General features: G+C 35.2%; 19 protein-coding genes. 13 read left to right on the forward strand and 6 right to left on the reverse strand.

Annotated elements, in window-relative coordinates; translation table 11 throughout:
• Positions 1 to 6 precede the first annotated feature (6 nt).
• The gene (locus N4270_RS11015) at positions 7 to 1,323 is read left to right on the forward strand and encodes a hypothetical protein (protein WP_260097193.1); all 1,317 of its coding nucleotides are present in this window, start codon (positions 7 to 9) and stop codon (positions 1,321 to 1,323) included.
• Here the strand turns inward: N4270_RS11015 and N4270_RS11020 are convergent.
• Positions 1,320 to 1,733, reverse strand: a complete 414-nt coding sequence (locus tag N4270_RS11020) for a hypothetical protein (protein ID WP_260097194.1) — start codon at positions 1,731 to 1,733, stop codon at positions 1,320 to 1,322. The two genes, N4270_RS11015 and N4270_RS11020, sit on opposite strands and share 4 nt — an antisense overlap.
• A complete protein-coding gene (locus N4270_RS11025) occupies positions 1,714 to 2,379 on the reverse strand; it encodes an RNA polymerase sigma factor (RefSeq protein ID WP_367399958.1) in 666 nt (221 codons plus the stop codon). Before N4270_RS11025 ends, N4270_RS11020 begins: the two co-directional genes overlap by 20 nt.
• Before the next feature lie 64 nt (positions 2,380 to 2,443).
• On the opposite strand from N4270_RS11025, the gene N4270_RS11030 reads away from it, so the two are divergent.
• Both N4270_RS11030 and N4270_RS11035 read left to right on the forward strand, forming a co-directional pair.
• Complete coding sequence (locus N4270_RS11030) at positions 2,444 to 2,791, forward strand: DUF6249 domain-containing protein (RefSeq protein ID WP_260097195.1); 348 nt, start codon at positions 2,444 to 2,446, stop codon at positions 2,789 to 2,791.
• 115 nt (positions 2,792 to 2,906) lie between these two features.
• Positions 2,907 to 3,887 carry a carboxypeptidase-like regulatory domain-containing protein gene (locus tag N4270_RS11035; RefSeq protein WP_260097196.1) on the forward strand — a complete coding sequence of 327 codons (981 nt, stop codon included), beginning with the start codon at positions 2,907 to 2,909 and terminating at the stop codon, positions 3,885 to 3,887.
• Positions 3,888 to 3,895: 8 nt separating this feature from the next.
• Here the strand turns inward: N4270_RS11035 and N4270_RS11040 are convergent, their stop codons facing one another.
• Positions 3,896 to 5,374 (reverse strand): helix-turn-helix domain-containing protein, encoded by a 1,479-nt coding sequence (locus N4270_RS11040; RefSeq protein ID WP_260097197.1) that lies wholly within the window; start codon positions 5,372 to 5,374, stop codon positions 3,896 to 3,898.
• Between the two features lie 119 nt (positions 5,375 to 5,493).
• Between N4270_RS11040 and aceB the strand changes: the two genes are divergently transcribed.
• Together aceB and N4270_RS11050 are read left to right on the forward strand one after the other, a co-directional pair.
• Positions 5,494 to 7,092, forward strand: coding sequence for a malate synthase A (gene aceB, locus N4270_RS11045; RefSeq protein WP_260097198.1), 1,599 nt, complete (start codon positions 5,494 to 5,496; stop codon positions 7,090 to 7,092).
• Between the two features lie 84 nt (positions 7,093 to 7,176).
• A complete protein-coding gene (locus N4270_RS11050) occupies positions 7,177 to 8,808 on the forward strand; it encodes an isocitrate lyase (RefSeq protein ID WP_260097199.1) in 1,632 nt (543 codons plus the stop codon).
• Between the two features lie 111 nt (positions 8,809 to 8,919).
• Here the strand turns inward: N4270_RS11050 and N4270_RS11055 are convergent, their stop codons facing one another.
• Positions 8,920 to 10,398, reverse strand: coding sequence for an aminopeptidase P N-terminal domain-containing protein (locus tag N4270_RS11055; protein WP_260097200.1), 1,479 nt, complete (start codon positions 10,396 to 10,398; stop codon positions 8,920 to 8,922).
• Positions 10,399 to 10,587: 189 nt separating this feature from the next.
• On the opposite strand from N4270_RS11055, the gene gcvT reads away from it, so the two are divergent.
• From gcvT to N4270_RS11085, 6 genes are all read left to right on the forward strand, one after another.
• Positions 10,588 to 11,658, forward strand: a complete 1,071-nt coding sequence (gene gcvT, locus N4270_RS11060) for a glycine cleavage system aminomethyltransferase GcvT (RefSeq protein ID WP_260097201.1) — start codon at positions 10,588 to 10,590, stop codon at positions 11,656 to 11,658.
• A 22-nt stretch (positions 11,659 to 11,680) separates the two neighbouring features.
• Positions 11,681 to 12,514 (forward strand): sugar nucleotide-binding protein, encoded by an 834-nt coding sequence (locus tag N4270_RS11065; protein ID WP_260097202.1) that lies wholly within the window; start codon positions 11,681 to 11,683, stop codon positions 12,512 to 12,514.
• A gap of 116 nt (positions 12,515 to 12,630) precedes the next feature.
• Positions 12,631 to 12,921, forward strand: a complete 291-nt coding sequence (locus tag N4270_RS11070; protein ID WP_260097203.1) for a 4a-hydroxytetrahydrobiopterin dehydratase — start codon at positions 12,631 to 12,633, stop codon at positions 12,919 to 12,921.
• Positions 12,922 to 12,967: 46 nt separating this feature from the next.
• Positions 12,968 to 15,028, forward strand: coding sequence for a carboxy terminal-processing peptidase (locus N4270_RS11075; protein WP_260097204.1), 2,061 nt, complete (start codon positions 12,968 to 12,970; stop codon positions 15,026 to 15,028).
• A gap of 2 nt (positions 15,029 to 15,030) precedes the next feature.
• Positions 15,031 to 16,065, forward strand: a complete 1,035-nt coding sequence (locus tag N4270_RS11080) for a hypothetical protein (RefSeq protein ID WP_260097205.1) — start codon at positions 15,031 to 15,033, stop codon at positions 16,063 to 16,065.
• 96 nt (positions 16,066 to 16,161) lie between these two features.
• Positions 16,162 to 16,884 (forward strand): YebC/PmpR family DNA-binding transcriptional regulator, encoded by a 723-nt coding sequence (locus N4270_RS11085; protein WP_260097206.1) that lies wholly within the window; start codon positions 16,162 to 16,164, stop codon positions 16,882 to 16,884.
• A 78-nt stretch (positions 16,885 to 16,962) separates the two neighbouring features.
• On the opposite strand, the gene N4270_RS11090 is transcribed toward N4270_RS11085, so the two are convergent.
• Complete coding sequence (locus N4270_RS11090) at positions 16,963 to 18,192, reverse strand: glycosyltransferase (RefSeq protein WP_260097207.1); 1,230 nt, start codon at positions 18,190 to 18,192, stop codon at positions 16,963 to 16,965.
• Between the two features lie 9 nt (positions 18,193 to 18,201).
• Positions 18,202 to 18,675 carry a heme-binding domain-containing protein gene (locus N4270_RS11095; protein WP_260097208.1) on the reverse strand — a complete coding sequence of 158 codons (474 nt, stop codon included), beginning with the start codon at positions 18,673 to 18,675 and terminating at the stop codon, positions 18,202 to 18,204.
• 47 nt (positions 18,676 to 18,722) lie between these two features.
• Here N4270_RS11095 and N4270_RS11100 point away from each other — a divergent pair, with 47 nt between their 5' ends.
• Positions 18,723 to 19,295 carry an adenylosuccinate lyase gene (locus N4270_RS11100; protein ID WP_260097209.1) on the forward strand — a complete coding sequence of 191 codons (573 nt, stop codon included), beginning with the start codon at positions 18,723 to 18,725 and terminating at the stop codon, positions 19,293 to 19,295.
• Positions 19,296 to 19,397: 102 nt separating this feature from the next.
• A complete protein-coding gene (gene purB, locus N4270_RS11105; protein WP_260097210.1) occupies positions 19,398 to 20,741 on the forward strand; it encodes an adenylosuccinate lyase in 1,344 nt (447 codons plus the stop codon).
• Positions 20,742 to 20,750 lie beyond the last annotated feature (9 nt).

The following is a 20,750-nucleotide window of genomic DNA, read 5'->3' on the forward strand; positions in this document are numbered from 1 at the left end:
AACTAAATGAGTCAAGATTACAATAATCCAGCTTTTAAAAAATTATTACAAAAGCTTCAGGAAGAAAGTTGGCAGTTAGAATTACTTATTTCTGGTTTTGCCATCTTTGGTTTATTTCAGGCTGCTGGCCCATTAAGTATTGCTGCTCAAGAAGCGAGAAATAACGAACAAATTTTCATATTTATCATTCTTATTGTAGCTTCAGTCTCATGCTATATCTTACTATTTAACCTTCTATTACATGTCATTTTACGTGGCTTATGGATTGGCGCTTTAGGACTGCGATATGTCTCTGGAGATATTGATTATGAAGAACTAAAATACAGTCCGAAATTCACAAAATATCTCAAAAAAAAGATTGGTTCTTTTGATCGTTATATAGGAAACTTAGAAAATTATTGCAGTATTATTTTTGCGATATCCTTTTTACTTATTTTTTATGTTATTGCCTTTACCTTAACTATTGCCTCAATAGCTTTAATCGCTTTTTATCTTATTGATAGTGACAATGGTTTTCTTACAATTATTGGTTTTATACTGGTCGTTTTTATTGTCTTCGGAATGCTATTTACATTCTTTGACTTTATCACACAAGGCTGGTTGAAAAAGAAGAAATGGACCTCTGCACTTTATTTTCCGGTGTACTGGGTGTTTAGTTTTATTACCCTTTCTTTTTTGTATCGACCTCTCGTTTATAATTTTCTAGACAATAAATTTGGTCGCAGAATTAGCTTTGTTTTAGTACCTCTATACTTTATGATTCTTATCGGAACCAGTTTCAAATACGAAAAATCAAACTATATAACCTTAGGAACAGCTTCGGATGAATTTAGAGCCAACATCTCCAATTATGAGGATTTATTAGATAAAAGCAAAGGTCAGTTTATTAGAGATGCTGCGATTCCCTCTAAAGTTATTACTGATAAATTCCTAAAAGTGTTTGTCGTTTATAATGAAAGTACTGAAGATATTATTTTCGATTTTAAACCCGAATTAGAACCCGCGAAGGATTTACGCGGATTAGGATCTGACATCAGTTTTGAAAATGATTTTAAAGCCTCACTAATTCGTGATAGTCTGAGGCCCTTATACATTAAAACACTTAACAGCATCTACATTTTTAAAATAGATTCTTTACGATTAGACTCAGAATTTGTAATTAGTGAAAGTAAAACTGGTCAGTTTGGATTTGAAACGTATTTGGATTTAAAAGAAATCTCTAACGGAAAACATCTTTTAAACGTTTACAGAAAGTGGCTTAGAAATAAAGACACCTTATATACTAAGCGCGCTACCATCCCATTTTGGCTTTTTAAAGACTAAGCCTCTAAACGCTTATCAAAATAACGTTTTAAAATTGGAATCTGAACGCAAAGCATGATCCCAAATAGCATAATGGCATATATCAAGGTTTGCGAAAATTCAACCTGAGCCAGAAAATAACTCAAATCAACATCAGGTAAATGTTCTAAACCTAAAGCAGTCACCCACTTGTTATTAGCAGCAGAACTTCCAAAAATCAAATAGCTCATCACACCAACAAACATTAGAGCAATAACCAACCATACGCGTTTAGAGATTAAAGGCACATAGGTCGTTGCCTTAGGTGACTGTAAGGCTTGAACCTGATGCATTACGACTTGTGTGAAATCAAATGACGGACTCTCAATAGCCGATTTACCAATGACTTTACGGGAGAGTTTATCTAAATGTTTATCTGCGTTCTCTTTCATAATATTCAATTATTTCGGGTTCTAATTGCAACCTTAAAATATGTGCTAACTTTTTTCGACATCTAAACAACTTCACTTTTATAGAATTTGAAGTGATGCCAACAATCTCTGAAATTTCATCTAAAGATAAATCATCAAAATAATATAAGGTCAATAAAAAACTATCTTCACTAGGCAAAATATTAATACAACGTTGTATTGCTGCTTTTTGTTCGCTTTGCTCCATATGATCTAAAGCATTGTCAATGGTTTTAACTTCATGAGCCGTAAACTCATTAATTTCGACATCATTTAAATGCTTTCTATTTTTTTTAATCCGGTCTAAACACGTATTATAAGCCACCTTGTAAATCCATGTCGACAACTTAGAATCGCCTTTAAATTTCGCTAGAGCTTTATATGTTTTTATAAATGTGTCTTGCGCAACTTCTTCAGCTTCTTCCTTGTTTTTCAACATTCGCAATGCCAAAGTATAAACCAAATCTTTATAACGTTCTACCAACACTGAAAAAGCATTAGTATCGCCTTCAATAATTTGATTGATGAGTATTTGATCGGTGTTGGTGGTCATTTTGGTATAGGACGACTCCATCAACCTAAAGGTTACACCTTCCGAAGAAAAAAAATCAAATAAACTTGTAACCATAATTATAAACCTGTCGTCATAAGCTAAAAACCTTTTAAAATTAATCAATTAAAAACGAAACATTATGGGATCAGAACTAATCATTATACCAATTATTTTTGGAGCAATATTTGGCGTATTTTACTTATACTTTTCAACACGCAATAAAGAGCGCTTAGCCCTTATTGAAAAAGGTGCAGATGCCAGTATTTTCATGAAAGGCAAACAACACACGGCACCTATATGGAAGGTCTTAATTCTAAATGTTGCCTTATTATTAATGGGCATAGGCTTAGGTATTGTTATTGGCGGTATTTTGGTGGCCAACTTAAATGTTGACTCTGAAATTGCAATGCCAGGATCCATTTTCTTATGTGCAGGATTGGGCTTATTTGTAGGCTTTAACTTGACCAAAAACTTGGATAAAGACTAATTAAAATTTAACACATGAACTCTAAAACCGCTATGAATCACTAGCGGTTTTTTTATTTCCAGAGACTTAATGTGTATCTTTAACGGCAATGAACTCAACGCTACCTATACCACCTATGAAACATGTATTTCTCCATCTACTACTACTCCTTTTATTCTATTCTGGCTATTCGCAAACCAAAATCATAGATAAAGAAACCAACTATCCAGTATCGTATGCAACGGTTTCTTTTGGAAATGGTCAAGGCTTGTTTGCCGACGATGATGGGATGTTTATTTTCACAAAAAAGCGCTATCCTGATGTAGATTCGCTTTATATTTCGGCTTTAGGCTATAAAGATTTAGTATTAGCAACAACTAATTTACCTAAGACTATCACCATGCAAGTTGAAGCCGATAAATTAGATGAAGTGATTGTTACCGCTAAAGTAGACCGTAAATTTAAAAAGGAAACTATTAAACCATATCTCGATGATGATTATTACAAATGCTGGTTACCTACTATCGAAAGTGAAATCGCCGTGTTTTTTCCCAACGAAGATGCACAACTAAAAAAAATAACAGCTGTACGTTTTCCAATTACTTTAGAATCTAAAGACTGGAAAAAACGTAAACGTGCTAATGCCGATAAACGAAAATTCTCTACCCTGTTTAAGGTGAAATTTTATAAGAATAATGACGGACTGCCAGGCGAGGTCATGACCTATACCACAATAACTTTTAGAGTTACCGAAAAAAATGGCGATGAATTTGAGCTTGACGTTTCAGAGCATGATTTATTTATCCCTGAAAATGGCTTTTTTGTATCAATTCAGGTCTTAGGATACACCGATCAAAACGGAAAATTATTACCCAACAAAAAGTACAAAGAAATTAAAGGTAAAAACGGTGTTGTTAAAATCCCAACTAACTTTAGACCATTACTGCCTTTTACAGATGAAATTAGCGCACATAACACCTATATAAAACGTGTTTTTATTAGCGGTAATAATTGGGTGCAATTTAAAAAAGGTAATGGTATAGAATCCAGCTTATTACGCACCAACCTTAACAATTACGGTGTAGGCATCAATTACAATGCTTATAAAGATGAATAACCATTAGGTTATGACGTAAACTTTGTTGTTAACTCTTCAACTATAGATTCAATTTTTTTGTTTTTAGCTGCCTTATCTAAAATTACAGCTGGCGCTTGCCGTACTTTACAATCTTTGATGGCACAACGCTCACATGTTACACCAACTTTTTGATGTTTAATTTTAGGATCATCTAAAAAATTAAGCTTTCGTTGTAATTGTTTATTAATTAATAAGCCAATACTAATACTACGATAGTGACGCTCTTTAAACGGATCTTTGGTCGCCGATGACAGCACTAAATATTTAGAACCGTCATTTTCATAATCAGAAATCTGCATATCAAACACATGTTCCTTTTTGTTTTTACTGATATCTTTTAGCATTTTTAAAGAGACCCAACGCCTGCAATAATGTTCATTAGTTTCATTGGCGTGTGGCGAATGATGATGCGATAAATGCAATTCTTTTTTTAAATAAAACTTATCGCTTTTGGCCTTGTGCGTAAACCTTAAAAAAAATAAATTCTGAATATTAAATGCTTTAGGTAAAATGTTTGTCAGTCTTTGGTAAAAGGATTCTGGTGAAGCATTAAAAGCATCTATAGCCTCTAAAAACAAAGACGTATCAAAGGTTTCCTTTTCAAAAATCTTATGCAATTGTGCTTTAATTTTAGCATTCGGGATAATTAATGCACCCGCAAAATAAGACGCATAAAAATTATTTAACACCTGATCAAAACTGTCAAATTTTATCCACGGAAATGTATACAAACGCTCATTAATATCCAGAAAATTATAAGCCAATTCTTTGGCATAAATAAAAGTACGTTGCGGATCATCAATTTCATTGGTAAGCAATAGAGTCTTGGTTTTAGGAACAAACACAGACCGTAAGTTACCTAAAGCCTCATAATTACTTAACTCATTATTTTCAATGGTATAACCGTACTCTTCTACTAGAATATCTTCTAAATCATTTGATGTGATAGTCTGGTCTAAATCGACCTGATAAGCCTTAGAAAATTTTAAGACACTTTGTTCTAAATCTTCAAAATAATTTTGATTAGCTTCTTGAAACGAGCGTACCGAAGCCAAAAAGAAGCTCTCTCTGCTAAAATTATAATTTTGTGCAATTTCAATAATAGTACTAATAAAAGCATTCACTTTTGCAGGCGCATTGGCAACGATATCTATCAAGTTACTCTCTTTAATTCCGAAGAGTTCTAAAGGAATCTCCTTTAATATTTTAGACTGTAACAAATCTCCAATTGGCGCTAGGTTTTTATCAAGTTTTAAAGACACCATTTGATCATAAGGCACATCTAATTTTTCAGAAAGGATGGCTATTTTATCTGGTTTTGGATATTTTTTTCCGTTTTCAATTTCATTTAAATAGGACTTTGATAAGCCTGAAAGTTTTGACAAGCCGAATAAGGACAAATTCTTGTCAGTTCTTATCTGCTTTAGCTTTAAGCCAAATATGAGTTTGATATAATCTTCTTCCATAATAGCAAATATAATCTTTTTTGCGAATATATATTTTTGGCGAAAAAACATTTTTAGCGAACGTTCGCTTGTTTTTTTAAATTCTTTGTTTTAATATTGTCCTGTAAAACTTTAAGACCATGGAAAACACACTTTTAAAACAATCAAAAGTTCAATTCGCTAATCAGGTAAAAAATTATTACCCTGAAATCTTAACAGACGATGCCTTAGAATTTATTACGGCATTACATGAAAACTTCAATGCACAACGCTTAAAATTATTAAGCAATCGTAACAGTCAACAAAAGGCTTTTGATAGTGGAAAATTTCCTGAGTTTCCTAAAGAAACCAAAACGATTAGAACATCTCACTGGACTGCCGGTGACATCCCAAAAGACCTTCAAGACAGACGCGTAGAAATTACAGGACCTGTTGACAGAAAAATGATTATCAATGCTTTAAATTCTGGTGCCAAAACATTCATGGCAGATCTTGAAGATAGCAATGCGCCTACCTGGGAGAATAGTATTGAAGGCCAACAAAACTTAATAGATGCTAACAAAAAAACCATTGCTTTTACCGACACCAAACGTGGAAAGACTTACCAGTTAAATGAAAAAACTGCAGTTCTTTTAGTAAGACCAAGAGGTTTGCATCTAAACGAAAAACACATTGTAATAAACAATGAGGAAGCTTCAGGAAGCTTAGTTGATTTTGGACTTTACGTATTTCATAATACAAAAATCATGTTAAAAAACGACACGGCTCCTTACTTCTACCTTCCAAAATTAGAACACTACAGTGAAGCAACTTGGTGGAATGACGTTTTTGTATTTGCACAAGAGTATTTAAATGTTCCTATTGGCACCTTCAAAGCTACAGTTCTCGTCGAAACTATTACTGCTAGTTTTCAATTGGATGAAATTATTTTCGAATTAAAAGATCATATCGTGGGCTTAAATTGTGGACGCTGGGACTATATTTTCTCTTACATTAAAAAATTTAGAAATCACCCAAACTTCATTGTCCCAAATCGTGATCAGGTGACCATGACCTCACCTTTCATGGATGCCTATTCAAAATTAGTGATTCAACGTTGTCATAAACGTGGCATCTTGGCTATTGGTGGTATGGCTGCTCAAATTCCTATAAAAAATAACGAGAAAGCTAATGCTGCAGCCTTAGAAAAAGTACGTCAGGATAAAGAACGTGAGGTTAAAAATGGTCACGATGGAACCTGGGTTGCGCATCCGGCTTTAGTTGATGTTGCAATGACAGAGTTTAACAACCATATGCCAACGACTAATCAGCTACATATCACACGAGACGATGTTAATATTACTGAAGCTGATTTGGTAGAACTTCCCTTAGGAACCATTACTGAAGCAGGAATTAGAAAGAACATCAATGTTGGAATTTTATACACCGAAGCTTGGTTACGAGGTCATGGCGCAGTAGCACTTTACAATTTAATGGAAGACGCTGCAACAGCTGAAATATCAAGAACGCAAGTCTGGCAATGGCTAAAGAATGAAGTCACCTTAGCAGATGGCAGAATTTTTACCGTGGAATTATATATGGAATTGCTGGATGATGAAGTTGAAAAAATCATCACTGAAATAGGTGAAGAACACATAAAAAACAGCAAATTCAAACTAGCAATTGCACTTTTTGACAAATTAGTTTTATCTGAAAAATTCGAAGAATTTTTAACGCTTCCTGCTTATAAACATCTATAAAAAAAAAAAAAAAAAACAATCCTGCGATTGCGGCAACAATCAACAGGATCTAATTATTAAAAATAAATAACGTACCACAAAATTATGAAAAATTTAGAACAAACAAATTACCGTTCTGCTTTGCAAGCCGTAAGAAATCTAAAAGAAAAACACGGTAACACTTGGCAAGCCATTAATGCTGAAAACGCGGCGCGAATGGTTGCTCAAAATCGTTTTAAAACCGGCTTAGACATCGCAAAATACACGGCTGCTATTATGAGAAAAGACATGGCAGACTATGATGCCGATTCGACCCAATACACACAATCACTAGGCAGCTGGCATGGTTTTGTAGCTCAGCAAAACATGATTGCAGTAAAAAAACATCACCAAACAACCTCTAAAAGATATTTATACCTTTCTGGTTGGATGGTCGCTGCATTGCGTTCAGAATTTGGCCCATTACCAGACCAATCAATGCACGAAAAAACAGCCGTCCCGTCACTTATAAAAGAAATTTATGATTTTTTACGTCAAGCTGATGCTATTGAATTAAATGATTTATTCAGACGTCTTGAAAAAGGTGAAGATGTTCAGGATGAGATTGACAACTTTGAAACACATATTGTTCCTATTATTGCTGATATTGATGCTGGTTTTGGAAACGAAGAAGCCACCTACTTATTAGCCAAACAAATGATTCAAGCTGGTGCTTGTGCTATTCAGATTGAAAATCAAGTTTCGGATGCAAAGCAGTGCGGACATCAAGACGGTAAAGTCACGGTCCCACATGAAGACTTTATCGCCAAGTTAAATGCAGTGAGGTATGCCTTTTTAGAATTAGGAATAGACGATGGAATTATTGTCGCCAGAACAGATTCTGAAGGTGCTGGCCTAACACAAAAACTTCCCGTTAGCCAAGTACCTGGAGATCTTGCTTCTCAGTATTTAGCATTTGTAGAAGCTGAAGATATTGATATTAATGAGGCTAAAGAAGATGATGTGCTTCTTAAAAGAGACGGAAAGTTAGTCCGCCCTATTCGATTAGCAAATGGTTTATACAAATTTAAAGACGGCTCAAACATAGATCGTGTGGTGCTGGATTGTATCACGAGCCTGCAAAATGGCGCAGATTTATTATGGATTGAAACCCCAACGCCCAATGTTAAACAAATTGCGCATATGGTAAATAGAATTAAAGCGGTGGTTCCTAATGCCAAATTGGTATACAACAACTCTCCTTCTTTTAACTGGACCTTAAATTTTAGAAATCAAGCCTATGAAGACATGCTTCTTGAAGGCGAAAACATGACCGCTTATGATCGAAATAATTTAATGAATGCACAATATGATGGTTCTGAATTGTGTTATCGCGCCGATGAAAAGATCAAATCATTTCAAATGGATGCCGCAACTCAAGCTGGTGTTTTTCACCACTTAATTACATTACCAACCTATCATACGACCGCACTTCATATGAATGATTTAACACAAGGCTATTTTGGTAAAGATGGTATGTTAGCTTATGTAAGAGATGTGCAACGACAAGAAATTAGAAAAGAAGTTTCTTGCGTGAAGCACCAGAGAATGGCTGGATCAGATTTAGGAGACGATCACAAATCATTTTTCGCAGGTGAGAAAGCATTAAAAGCTGAAGGCGCTAATAATACGTCCAATCAATTTGAAGTAAAATCGACAACGCTTAAGGTTGATAAAAAGCTGAAAGTGCCTGCATAAATGCAGCTATTATCAATAATAACCTATCCTTTTTAACCAAAATGAGTTAGCTAATAAGCTAACTCATTTTTTATATAGTATTCTGTAAAAAAAGATTCATTGAGCTAATCATTAATCTAGCTTCGGTAATTTTAGTTGTCCTAAAACACTCTTTTCCTTCATCAATTTCTCTATCTCACTGGAGGTTCTTGGCGCTTCTTCGGAAAGATTTACAGGTCCGTTTTCAGTAATCAAAATATCATCTTCAATACGTACGGCAATACCATGCCACTTGGGATCACAATCACTGCCATCAGGAATATAAATTCCAGGTTCAACGGTAATAACCATATTAGCTTGCAGTAGTCCATAAGTTCCTGGATCATGCACATCTAAACCAATATGGTGCGAGGTTCCATGTGGAAAATACTGTCTCGCTTCACGTTCGTTTTTTGCTATTCCTAAGTCAATTAAACCTTGATACACCACTTTTCTGGCAGCAGTATCAGGAGATTGCATCGTATTACCTACAACAGTTGCTGCGATTCCTGCTTCCTGAGCTTTGTAAACTATATCATATATAGCACGTTGTTCGTCACTAAATGTTCCATTGGCCGGAATGGTTCGTGTCACATCTGCGGTATACCCATGGTACTCAGCACCTAAATCCATAAGCACCAAGTCATTTTCCACTTTCATTTTATTATTTTCAATATAGTGCAACACACAGCCATTATTTCCTGCACCTACAATACTTGGATAGCCTTCGTATTCGCTGCCGTACTTTTTGTAAATATATTCATGAACGCCTTGGACTTCAGTTTCAGACATTCCTGGATGCATAGCTTTCATAATTTCTCGTTGTCCCATAGCCGAAATACGAACCGCTTTTTTAAGCAACACAAGTTCTTCCGGAGTTTTTACTTCGCGTAAACTAGCCATTAAACGTCCCAGAGTTCTGGTGTCTGTTTTTACTGTTTCGGCTTCTACATTCGCCGTCGCATCGACCTCAACATCATCTGTTTTATTTTCAATCGTATAATCGTTAATAAGCTTTACCTGTACTTTAAACGACTGAATTAAATCGTACAAATCGGCTCGATTACGTGTATCGCGATAATCATCTCTAAACCCAAAGTACAGCACACTATCAAATGCGGTGAAATCAATTCCAGAATTTAAAAATGCTTCACCGACAAACACCTGATCAAATCCTAAATCCTCCTTTGCGCCTTCAACACCTAGCCTTCGGCCAGTCCACTGCTCAGCGCTCGGGTTGCGTTGTTGAACATATAACTTTTCATTATAGGTTTGCCCATTTTCTCCTGTTTGATTTTCAGAAAAAACCACGAGTACCGCATGCGGTTCTTTATAGCCTGTGAGGTAATAAAAATTAGGATCTTGGTGGTATACATAATCAACATCATTGGCACGATTTCTTACAGGATTTGCAAAAAACACAGCGACACTATTTGCTGGCATAGAAGCCCGTAAAGCATCCCGTCTGTCTTTATGAAACGTTTTACTCAAATAATCTTCAGGCAAGCCTTCTTGAGTAAATCCAAATACAACAAAGCAACAACAGGAAATAAAAGTGATAATGGTCTTCATGATTATGTACGTTTTAAAGGTTCTGAAAATTAACAATTAATTCTTCCTTTCCGAAGAAAATATTTCAATATTAACATATTTTTAATCTCATATTCTATGACAAACACATCTATTGAATTAATTATTTTCGATACTTTTGCCAAACAAATTTTAAGTCTAATCACAAGTTAACTCAACCCATATAAAATTATGAAAAACACAGCCTTAACCGCAACTCACGAAGCTCTTGGTGCTAAAATGGTGCCTTTTGCAGGCTACAATATGCCTGTTCAATATGATGGTGTAAATATCGAGCACGAAGCCGTAAGAACTGGTGTTGGTGTGTTTGACGTGTCGCACATGGGCGAGTTTTTAATTGAAGGTCCGCAGGCACTCGACTTAATACAAAAAGTATGCAGTAATGATGCTTCCAAATTAACAATTGGAAAAGCACAGTACAGCTGTTTGCCTAATGATGATGGTGGCATTGTAGACGATTTAATCGTTTATAGAGTCAAGGAAGATACCTACCTGTTAGTTGTCAATGCCAGTAATATTGAAAAAGACTGGAATTGGATCGCATCAAAAAATGATGTTGGTGCAGAGATGCGTGATTTAAGTGACGATTATTCCTTACTAGCCATCCAAGGACCAAAGGCTGTTGAAGCCATGCAGCAACTTTCTAGTCATGATCTGGCGGCTATAAAATTCTACAATTTTGTTGTTGGTGATTTTGCAGGTATTGACCACGTTATTATTTCTGCGACAGGTTATACGGGAAGTGGCGGATTTGAAATCTACTGTAAAAATGACGAAGTCAAGCAAATTTGGGATAAAGTTGTTGAGGCTGGAGCCAAACCAATTGGTTTAGCAGCACGTGACACTTTGCGTTTAGAAATGGGATATTGCCTCTACGGAAATGATATAGACGACACGACTTCTCCTATTGAAGCAGGATTGGGATGGATTACTAAGTTTTCTAAGAAGTTTACCAATTCTGAAGCTTTAGAAGATGAAAAACGTCGTGGACCAGACCGTAAGCTAGTGGCTTTCGAATTAGACGAACGCGGTATTCCTCGACAAGGTTATGACATTGTAGATTCTAGCGGAAAAACTATTGGAAATGTGACTTCTGGAACCATGTCACCTAGCTTAGGTAAAGGTATTGGTTTAGGATATGTTCCTCCAATTTTTGCTGATACAGGTAGTAAAATAAAAATCCAGATTCGTAAAAATGCAGTCCCAGCTACGATTGTCAAATTGCCATTTTATAAAGGATAATTTAGTTTCTGAAGATTGATTAATGAAGGCGTTCGAAAGTAAACATCGTATTTTAATTTTAGGCGCTAGCGGCTTTATAGGCAATGCTATTTACAAGGAACTCTGCTCCTATTTTAAAACATTTGGCACCTATCGCATTCCGAAGAAAATCTTTGAAAACAATCAGCAATTCTATCCCTACAATGTTGAAGAAGACGATGTTTATGAAATTTTAGAAGCTACAAAACCTTCGATCATTATTTCTTGCTTACGTGGTGATTTTAGAGCACAAACCATTGCTCACCAACACATTGTAGAGTATTTACGTGACCATGACAGTAAACTTATCTTTTTGTCATCGGCAAACGTTTTTGATGCTTATAGCAAATACCCAAGTTACGAGCTTGACAAAACACTAAGTGATAGTATTTATGGGCATTTCAAGATTAAAATTGAAAACATGCTATTGCGTCTTCCGAAGAAAAAAGTAGCCATTGTAAGACTTCCTATGGTTTTAGGCTCACAATCGCCAAGATTAAAAGAATTAAAACAGCATCTGCAGGACAAAACAGCCATAGAGATTTTTCCCAATATCATTATGAATGTGACTACAGATTCTAAAGTCACGCAACAAATTCATTATATTATTAACCGAAATAAGCATGGTATTTTTCACTTAGGCAGTACAGATTTAGTACATCACGACGAATATATCAAAGATATTATTAAACAATTATCTACAACAAACGGCGTCGTATACAAACATGTTTACACCACAAATGAAGATCGCTATCTAGCTGTTTTACCCAAATTTAATAAGCTGCCCAAACACTTAGAAATCACAAGTACTGAAGTCCTTGAAGACCTTCTAAAATAGTACAATAAGCAGTTTACGGTAAAAACCAATCGGTTTATCTTTTTTAATAGTTTCTAAGGCATAGAACTATTATTTTACACCAAATTACAGTACATTTAAGTAAAATATTTATGACTATGAGTTTGATGAACGATGAAACCATTGAAAAACGCTTACTTCGTTTCCCGGATTGGGAACATAGAAACAATGCTTTATATGCCGAATTTGAATTTGATAATTTCAAAGATTGTTTTAGCGCCATGAGCAGAATAGCTTTTGAATGTGAAGCTCAAAATCACCATCCTAAATGGACCAACACATACAATGTTTTAAAAATAGCTTTATCTACACATGATGCTGGTGGCGTTACCGAAAAAGATTTCAAACTGGCCGAAGCTATTGAGGCTATTGTTGAAGTTCAGGACTAATTTTGGTTCGGTTTTTGAGTCCTAATATCTTATCTAAACACCCTTTATGCTTAAACGCTATTACATAACTATTACCGCACTGCTACTTTTTTGTGCTGCTCACAGCCAAGATCAAAACTTATTTTGTGAGCAATTGCAAGCCTTAGAAAAGATGGTTAAAACCCATCACTTCAAACCCAAAGCGGTCAATGACAGCTTGTCTACCCATGTGTTTGATTTATTCATCACTACTCTAGATGAAGACAAACGCCTTTTTACACAAGATGATATCGATAATTTTGAAGCCGATCGCTATGCGCTTGATGATTATGTTCAAAATAAGACTTGTGATTTTATAAATAACTACATAACGAGACTATCAAAACGCATTGCAGATTCTAAAACTATTATTAGCCATTTAGAAACCGAAATTTTTGATTATTCAGGTAAAGACACTTTGCGGTTTAAACCCGAATCTAAATTTAACTACTTTAAAGATGAAGCTGCAGCACAACGCTACTGGAGCAAACGTATGCGTTATAATATCTTGTATACTTTAGTCGAAAATGATTCGTCTATTTCATCTATAGAACGTGACTTCAAAACACTTGAAGCTAACTTAAAGCCCAAGTTAATTGCGAAGGAAATATGCAAACTTGAAACGCTTGAAAACCGCTTGGGAAATGTAGAAAATTTTGTCAAAGAAGCCTTTTTAAACGCCTACCTACATTACAATGATCCCAACTCTTCTTTTTTTACGCCTACAGAAAAAGAGATGTTCGAAAACGCGTTATCTAATGATCAATTATCCTTCGGAATAATCACTGCTAAAAACGATAATGGCGATATTGTAATCGCACATATCACTCCCGGAAGTGCCGCTTTTAATGATGGTAATTTTGAAGTCAATGATATCATAAAATCATTACAATCAGATGCTGAAACTTTAGAAACTTATTGTGTTTCTAATGATGATGTATTGGCATTTACAAGCGATCAGAATCATAATGTTATCACCTTTAAAATAAAGAAACAAGACGGAAGCATTAAAGCGATAAAACTCACCAAAACAAAGACTAAAATTGAAGAAAATACCGTTTCAGGCTATATTATTGAAAACAAATCTAAGTTAGGTTATATAAATATTCCCAGTTTTTATTCTGATTTCGAATCGCCAAACGGATTAGGTTTGGCTAACGATGTTGCTAAAGAACTCTATAAACTTCAGAAGGAACATATCGAAGGACTCATTCTCGATTTGCGTTTTAATGGTGGTGGCTCCATGAAAGAAGCTGCAGATCTATCGGGAATGTTCATCAACCGAGGTCCGATTTCAATTTTAAAATACAGCAATGGCGAAACTTATACCATTCGAGATGTGAATAGAGGGTCGCTGTTTAACAAACCAATTGTTGTTTTAGTTAATAATTATAGTGCTTCTGCTTCCGAATTTTTTGCTGCAACTATGCAAGATTATAACAGAGCGCTTATTGTTGGAGCTCGAACACATGGCAAAGCATCTGCTCAAGTGATTTTACCTTTAAGTGAAGATGAAAGTCTGGGCTATTCAAAATTAACGGTTGAAAAGTTTTATCGTGTTACAGGCCAAAGTCACCAAGCACAAGGCGTTGTACCAGATATTATATTACCCAATTTATACGACGGCTTCGGAACGCAAGAAGAATATGAAGATTTTGCGCTTCAAAACGACACCATTCCAGGCGTAAAAAAATACCCAAAACTCAAGCCTCTGCCAATTTCAGAGTTAAGAAAAAAGAGTCAGTTACGCATTTCAAATGATGTCGCTTTTGATGCTATTCAAGATTTAAATCAACTTATTTTAGACAACTATTTTCAATTGGATACCCAGTATTTATTAACCTTAAAAAATGTACATTCTGAAATTATATCTTATCGTAACCAATGGCAACGCATCAATGCGCCTATTGAGACACACCAAGGAAATTTCAATATTAAAAATTCGGCTTTCACTAAAGAAGTAGTGAGTTATAATGACGCTCAAATTGAAATAAACAAATCTGTCTTAAAAGACATCAAACAAGATATTTATATTGAAGAAGCCCAAGCCATTCTTCAAGATTTACTTACTTTAAACCCTTCAAATTAAACATGAAAATTTCTACTTTAAAACTCAGCATTGTGCTCGTCTTAATGATGACGTCTGTAACTGCTCAAAATTTCAAAACAGCCTCAGAATATCTAGATTTTGTTGGTAAAGAACAAAAAGCCATTACCAAAAACATGTGGAAATACACTAAAGCTGTGGCACATAGTAAAAGCGACAGAAGCATTGATGGCAAACGAAAAAACCTATTAAAATCTGTAGATAGAGCTATTGAAAAAATCAAAAAAGCAAATGGTTTTGAAGGTGACGACTACAAGAATAAAGTCTTAAAACACCTCACATTTAACAAAAATCTTCTCAATCACGATTATGCTAAAATCATTGATATGAAAGCTGTAGCAGAACAATCGTATGATGCTATGGAAGCCTATATTTTGGCTCAGGAGTTGGCCGATAAAAAGATGGAAGAATCCCAACAAGAATACGAAACCAATTTATATGAATTTGCCTCTAAACACAACATTCAAATCGTAGAAAATGATAGTGATTTAGGGAAGAAAATGAAAATTTCCAATGAGGTTTTCGAGCATTACAACGACCTGTATCTCACGTATTTTAAAGTCTTTATAAACGAAGTATACTTATGGGAAGCTGTCGAAAAGAATGACATTAGCGCTATTCAACAAAATGCTAATGCTTTAAATGCTGCAGCTAAGGAAGGTTTAGAAATTTTAAAAACAAAGACCACTTACCAAAATGATGATTCGATTATCAATGCAACTAAAAAAGCTTTCGAATTTTTTATAGATGAAAGTGAAAATCAAATTCCGCAAATTACCGACTTCCTCATTACCAATGAAGATTTTGAAAAAATAAAGGCCAATCTTGAGCAAACACCAGAACGCAAACGTACCGAAGCTCAAATAGACAACTACAACACGAAGGTAAAAGAAATTAATGCCGCTGTAACTAATTATAATAAAGTGAATGTGGATTTAAACAATTTACGTCAGCAAATTATCAATAATCTAAATACCGTTAACGCCAATTTTTTATCTAAGCACATTCCAAAAGACTAGCTTAAATTTTATAAAATAGGACCACTTTAAGTATTGTCATTTCGATATAATTTCAATAATTTTGAAGCATTCAACAACAAATAAAACAGAATACTGATGGGAAGAGCGTTTGAATTCCGCAAAGCAAGAAAAATGAAGCGATGGTCGGCTATGAGCAAAGCCTTTACGCGTATAGGTAAAGACATTGTTATGGCTGTAAAAGAAGGCGGACCAGATCCTGATTCCAATTCGCGTTTGCGTGCTGTAATTCAAAATGCCAAGGCGGTTAATATGCCTAAAGATAATATCGAGCGTGCCATTAAACGAGCCTCCGATAAAAATCAAGGCGATTATAAAGAAGTGATTTTTGAAGGTTATGCACCTCACGGAATAGCTGTTTTAGTTGAAACTGCAACCGATAATAACACGCGAACCGTTGCTAACGTTCGTAGTTATTTTAATAAGGTCGACGGAAGCTTAGGAACCTCTGGTTCTGTTGTTTTTATGTTTGACCATACTTGTAATTTTAGAGTTAATGCTGAGGGCTTAGATCCTGAAGAAATCGAGCTGGAGTTTATAGATTTTGGAGCTGAAGAAGTCTTTGTTGATGATGATGGCATTTTAATTTATGCACCTTTTGAAAGCTTTGGCGCCATTCAAGCAGAATTAGAATCCAGAGGTATTGAAATTTTATCATCAGGATTTGAGCGTATTCCGCAAGTGACTAAAAAAATCACTCCAGAACAAGCCGAAGATGTTGAAAAACTACTCGAAAAACTAGAAGAAGATGATGATGTGCAAAACGTCTATCATACCATGGAAGAAACAACCGAAGCGTAAATTGGTCAATCTTTCAGTCTAAAGAAAGTAAGCATTCAGTTACAATTTAGGTCTTTCGTAACACGTATTTAAGTAGCATTAAGCATTCTTAGCTTCAATCCACTTCCCCATGTACTTTGTACTTTGTAGGGTATGATGTTGCAACATTTGACCTATAAAGTTCTGTTGTCGGTGTTGTCCTAAATGTTGCATTAACGCTTTCAACCGTTGTCTTAAAGCAACTTCAAATTCTGATTTAGAAAATTTTGTGTTTAAAATCTCAAACCCTAACCATTGTTGCGATTTCCAGAGCGATTTATCCTGGTATAATTTCACAGCATGATTGATAAAATCTTCAGGTTGGTCACAACAATAATCCTGAGTGTTAGTATCAACAATTCCTTCTAATCCGATAGTGGTCGATACGAATGGCGTTCCGTTTTGCATGGCATCAAACAACTTTCCTTTTAATCCAGCTCCAAAACGAATTGGCGCCAACAACACTTTAGCTTTTTGCATGACAGTTGAAACATCGTCTGCAAAGCCTTTAATTAAAAATCCGTCCTTTTCATTATGCAACTGAGTTACTTTTTGTGAAGCATAAGCACCATAATTATGTAATTGCGCCTGAGGCAATTGCTGTTTTATACCTTTCCAAAGGGTCTCTTTTAAATATAATAAAGCATTGTAATTAGGTTCATGAAGAAAGTTTCCAATGCTTATAAAATGTTGACGCGCTTCAAATTCTGGATAGCTTCCTCTTTCTGCTTCCGATGGTTGTGCAACCAAAAATGGCAAATAAAACAGTAAGGAATCGTTGATATTAAACTGATTTTTGAGCAAATTCATTTCAGCTTTAGAAATAATTAAACTCAAATCACAACGGTAAATAGCAGCGATTTCACGTTTGGCAGTGTCACTAAACACATCAACATCGCTCACTTTAGCATTCGCTTTAAACACCTGTTGTCTGGCACGTCTTAGAAAGTGTAAATCTTCGGTATCCAGAACTTTAATTGCATTCGGACACTGCTCAGAAACTCGCCAGCCAAATTGTTCTTCGGTCATAAAACGATCAAAAAGAACAAGCTCAGGGTTGAGATTAGAAACAAATTCGTCAAAACTGGAATGGTTGAGTTTGATAGGAACCGTTTCAACACTTATTGAAGACAAATCAAAAGCATTATCACTTTTAGCGCAAGCACTGGCAAAGGTTATCTGATAGCCTTCAGATTGAAAAAAGGCAATGAGTTGTAGCATCCTACTTCCAGCAGCCGAACTTTTAGGTTCTGGCCAAACAAAGCCGATAATAAGTAAGGTTTTATTCAACAGAAGATATTATTCAGATTTGAGCTCAGCACTATATTTAGACCTTACACTTTTAGCCCAAGCTACAATTGAATTGATTTGTTCATCACTTAGTTTTGCATCGCCATGCGTCCAAGTATAAGAAGGTAGCGGCATTTCTTTGGCTTCTACCATTTCGATAAGTTCATCTAACTTATGATCTTTTTTCTTAACAGAATAACTTTCCCATGCCGAGACATCAAAATGCCCTTTTCCATGTTCAATATGATCTGCGAGCCAATAGTTTACAGGTGTAATCTTATTATACCAAGGATATCGAGTAACATCACTATGACAATCAAAACACGCATTTTTAAGAATGCTATGGACTTCATTTGGCGGATTCGTATCAGCTATAAAGGCATCTATCGAAGCCATATCTCCTTCATTTCTATCAGGACCAAAAAACTGAGCGATTATAAAAACAATGAGCAAAAGGAAAAGTATCTTTTTAAGAATTTTCATCTGTAAATATTTTATTTAATTTTAGTGAGTTAAAAATACAAAACAAGGTGACTACTGACCAACTTTATCAGGAATTAAATTATGTGAATCATTCACGTGAAAAACGCCTGCACTATGCTAATTTGGTTATTGACAATCCAGATTTGATCCCAAAACTAATGGATATTCTATTTATGGTCGATGATAAAATATCCTGTCGTGCTGCCTGGGTTTTTGAGTTTATGTGCGGTGAACATCTTGAAGCCAGCATTCCGTATCTAGATAAGTTTACAAGCGAAATCCATAAAGTACACTTAGATTCAGCAGTACGACCAGTAGCTAAAGTCTGCGAGTATTTGGTAACCGCTTATTATTCAAAACACCATCATAAAATTAAATCAGCTTTAGTTCCGAAGTATAAAGAACGTATTGTGGAAGCCTGTTTTGACTGGATGATTAACGACGAAAAAATTGCTCCAAAAGCCTACGCTATGAACGCCTTATTTCTTCTTGGGCAAGACTATGAATGGATTCATCCCGAACTCGTTATGATTTTAGAACGCGATTATCAGATGCAGAGTTCTGGTTTTAAAGCCAGAGCACGACATATTCTAAAAAAAATAAAGAAAAATACATCCTAAGCTTTTCTAAATTTATAACTGCTTTTCATTAAAAATTCTCTTGGCGTCACATTCGGTCTTCAAGCTAAAAACCCTATCTTTGCAGCCTTAAACACACAACCAATGTCAATATCATCGCTCAATGCCATCTCACCAATAGATGGACGTTACAGAAGTAAAGTTAGTAATCTAGCGCCTTATTTTTCAGAAGAAGCACTTATCAAATACCGTGTTTTAGTTGAAATAGAATATTTTATCGCTTTGTGCGAAGCAAAATTACCGCAACTTTCTGGTGTTGACACCAGTGTATTTGAAGACTTAAGAGCCATTTACACCTCATTTTCTTCGGAAGATGCACAAGCGATAAAAGACATTGAAAAAATCACCAATCACGATGTCAAAGCGGTTGAGTACTTTATCAAGGAACAATTCGACACCTTAAATTTATCGGCTTACAAAGAGTTTATTCATTTTGGATTAACCTCACAAGACATCAATAATACGGCTATTCCTTTAAGCATTAAAGAGGCTATGAATGATGTCTATGTTCCTGAATATCTAGAAGTCCTTAATAAACTTAAAGCACTTGCTGAAGAGTGGAAAACCATTCCGATGCTTGCCAGAACACATGGACAACCTGCTTCGCCTACCCGATTAGGAAAAGAAATTCAAGTATTTGTAACCCGTTTGGAAGAGCAATTTAATTTACTGAATGATATTCCGAGTGCTGCAAAATTTGGTGGCGCTACTGGAAATTTTAACGCACATAAAGTAGCCTATCCAGATATAGATTGGAAAGCTTTTGGATCGCAATTTGTGCAAGATAAATTGGGATTACAGCATTCATTTCCTACCACACAAATAGAGCATTACGATCATATGGCAGCCTTATTTGATGCCTTAAAGCGTATTAATACAATTGTGATTGATTTAAACAGAGATATCTGGACTTATGTGTCTATGGATTATTTCAAACAAAAAATTAAAAAAGGAGAAGTTGGAAGTAGCGCAATGCCACATAAAGTAAATCCGATAGATTTTGAAAACTCTGAAGGTAACTTAGGAATTGCCAATGCTATTTTTGAACACCTGTCTGCCAAATTACCCATCTCAAGATTACAACGTGATTTAACCGATAGTACAGTATTGCGTAATGTTGGCGTCCCATTTGGTCATACGCTTATTGGATTTAAATCTACCTTAAAAGGTTTAGGCAAGTTATTACTTAACGAAGCTAAGTTTGCTCAAGATCTTGAAAATAATTGGGCTGTTGTTGCCGAAGCTATTCAAACCATCTTACGTCGTGAAGGCTATCCTAATCCGTATGAAGCATTAAAAGGTCTAACTAGAACCAACGAAACGATTAACGAACGATCCATTTCAGAATTTATTGATACCTTAGCGGTTTCTGATGCTATTAAAACGGAATTAAAAGCAATCAACCCAAGCAATTACACCGGAATCTAAAACACCTAC

This window comes from Psychroserpens sp. SPM9, assembly GCF_025153525.1.
Lineage (GTDB): Bacteria > Bacteroidota > Bacteroidia > Flavobacteriales > Flavobacteriaceae > Psychroserpens.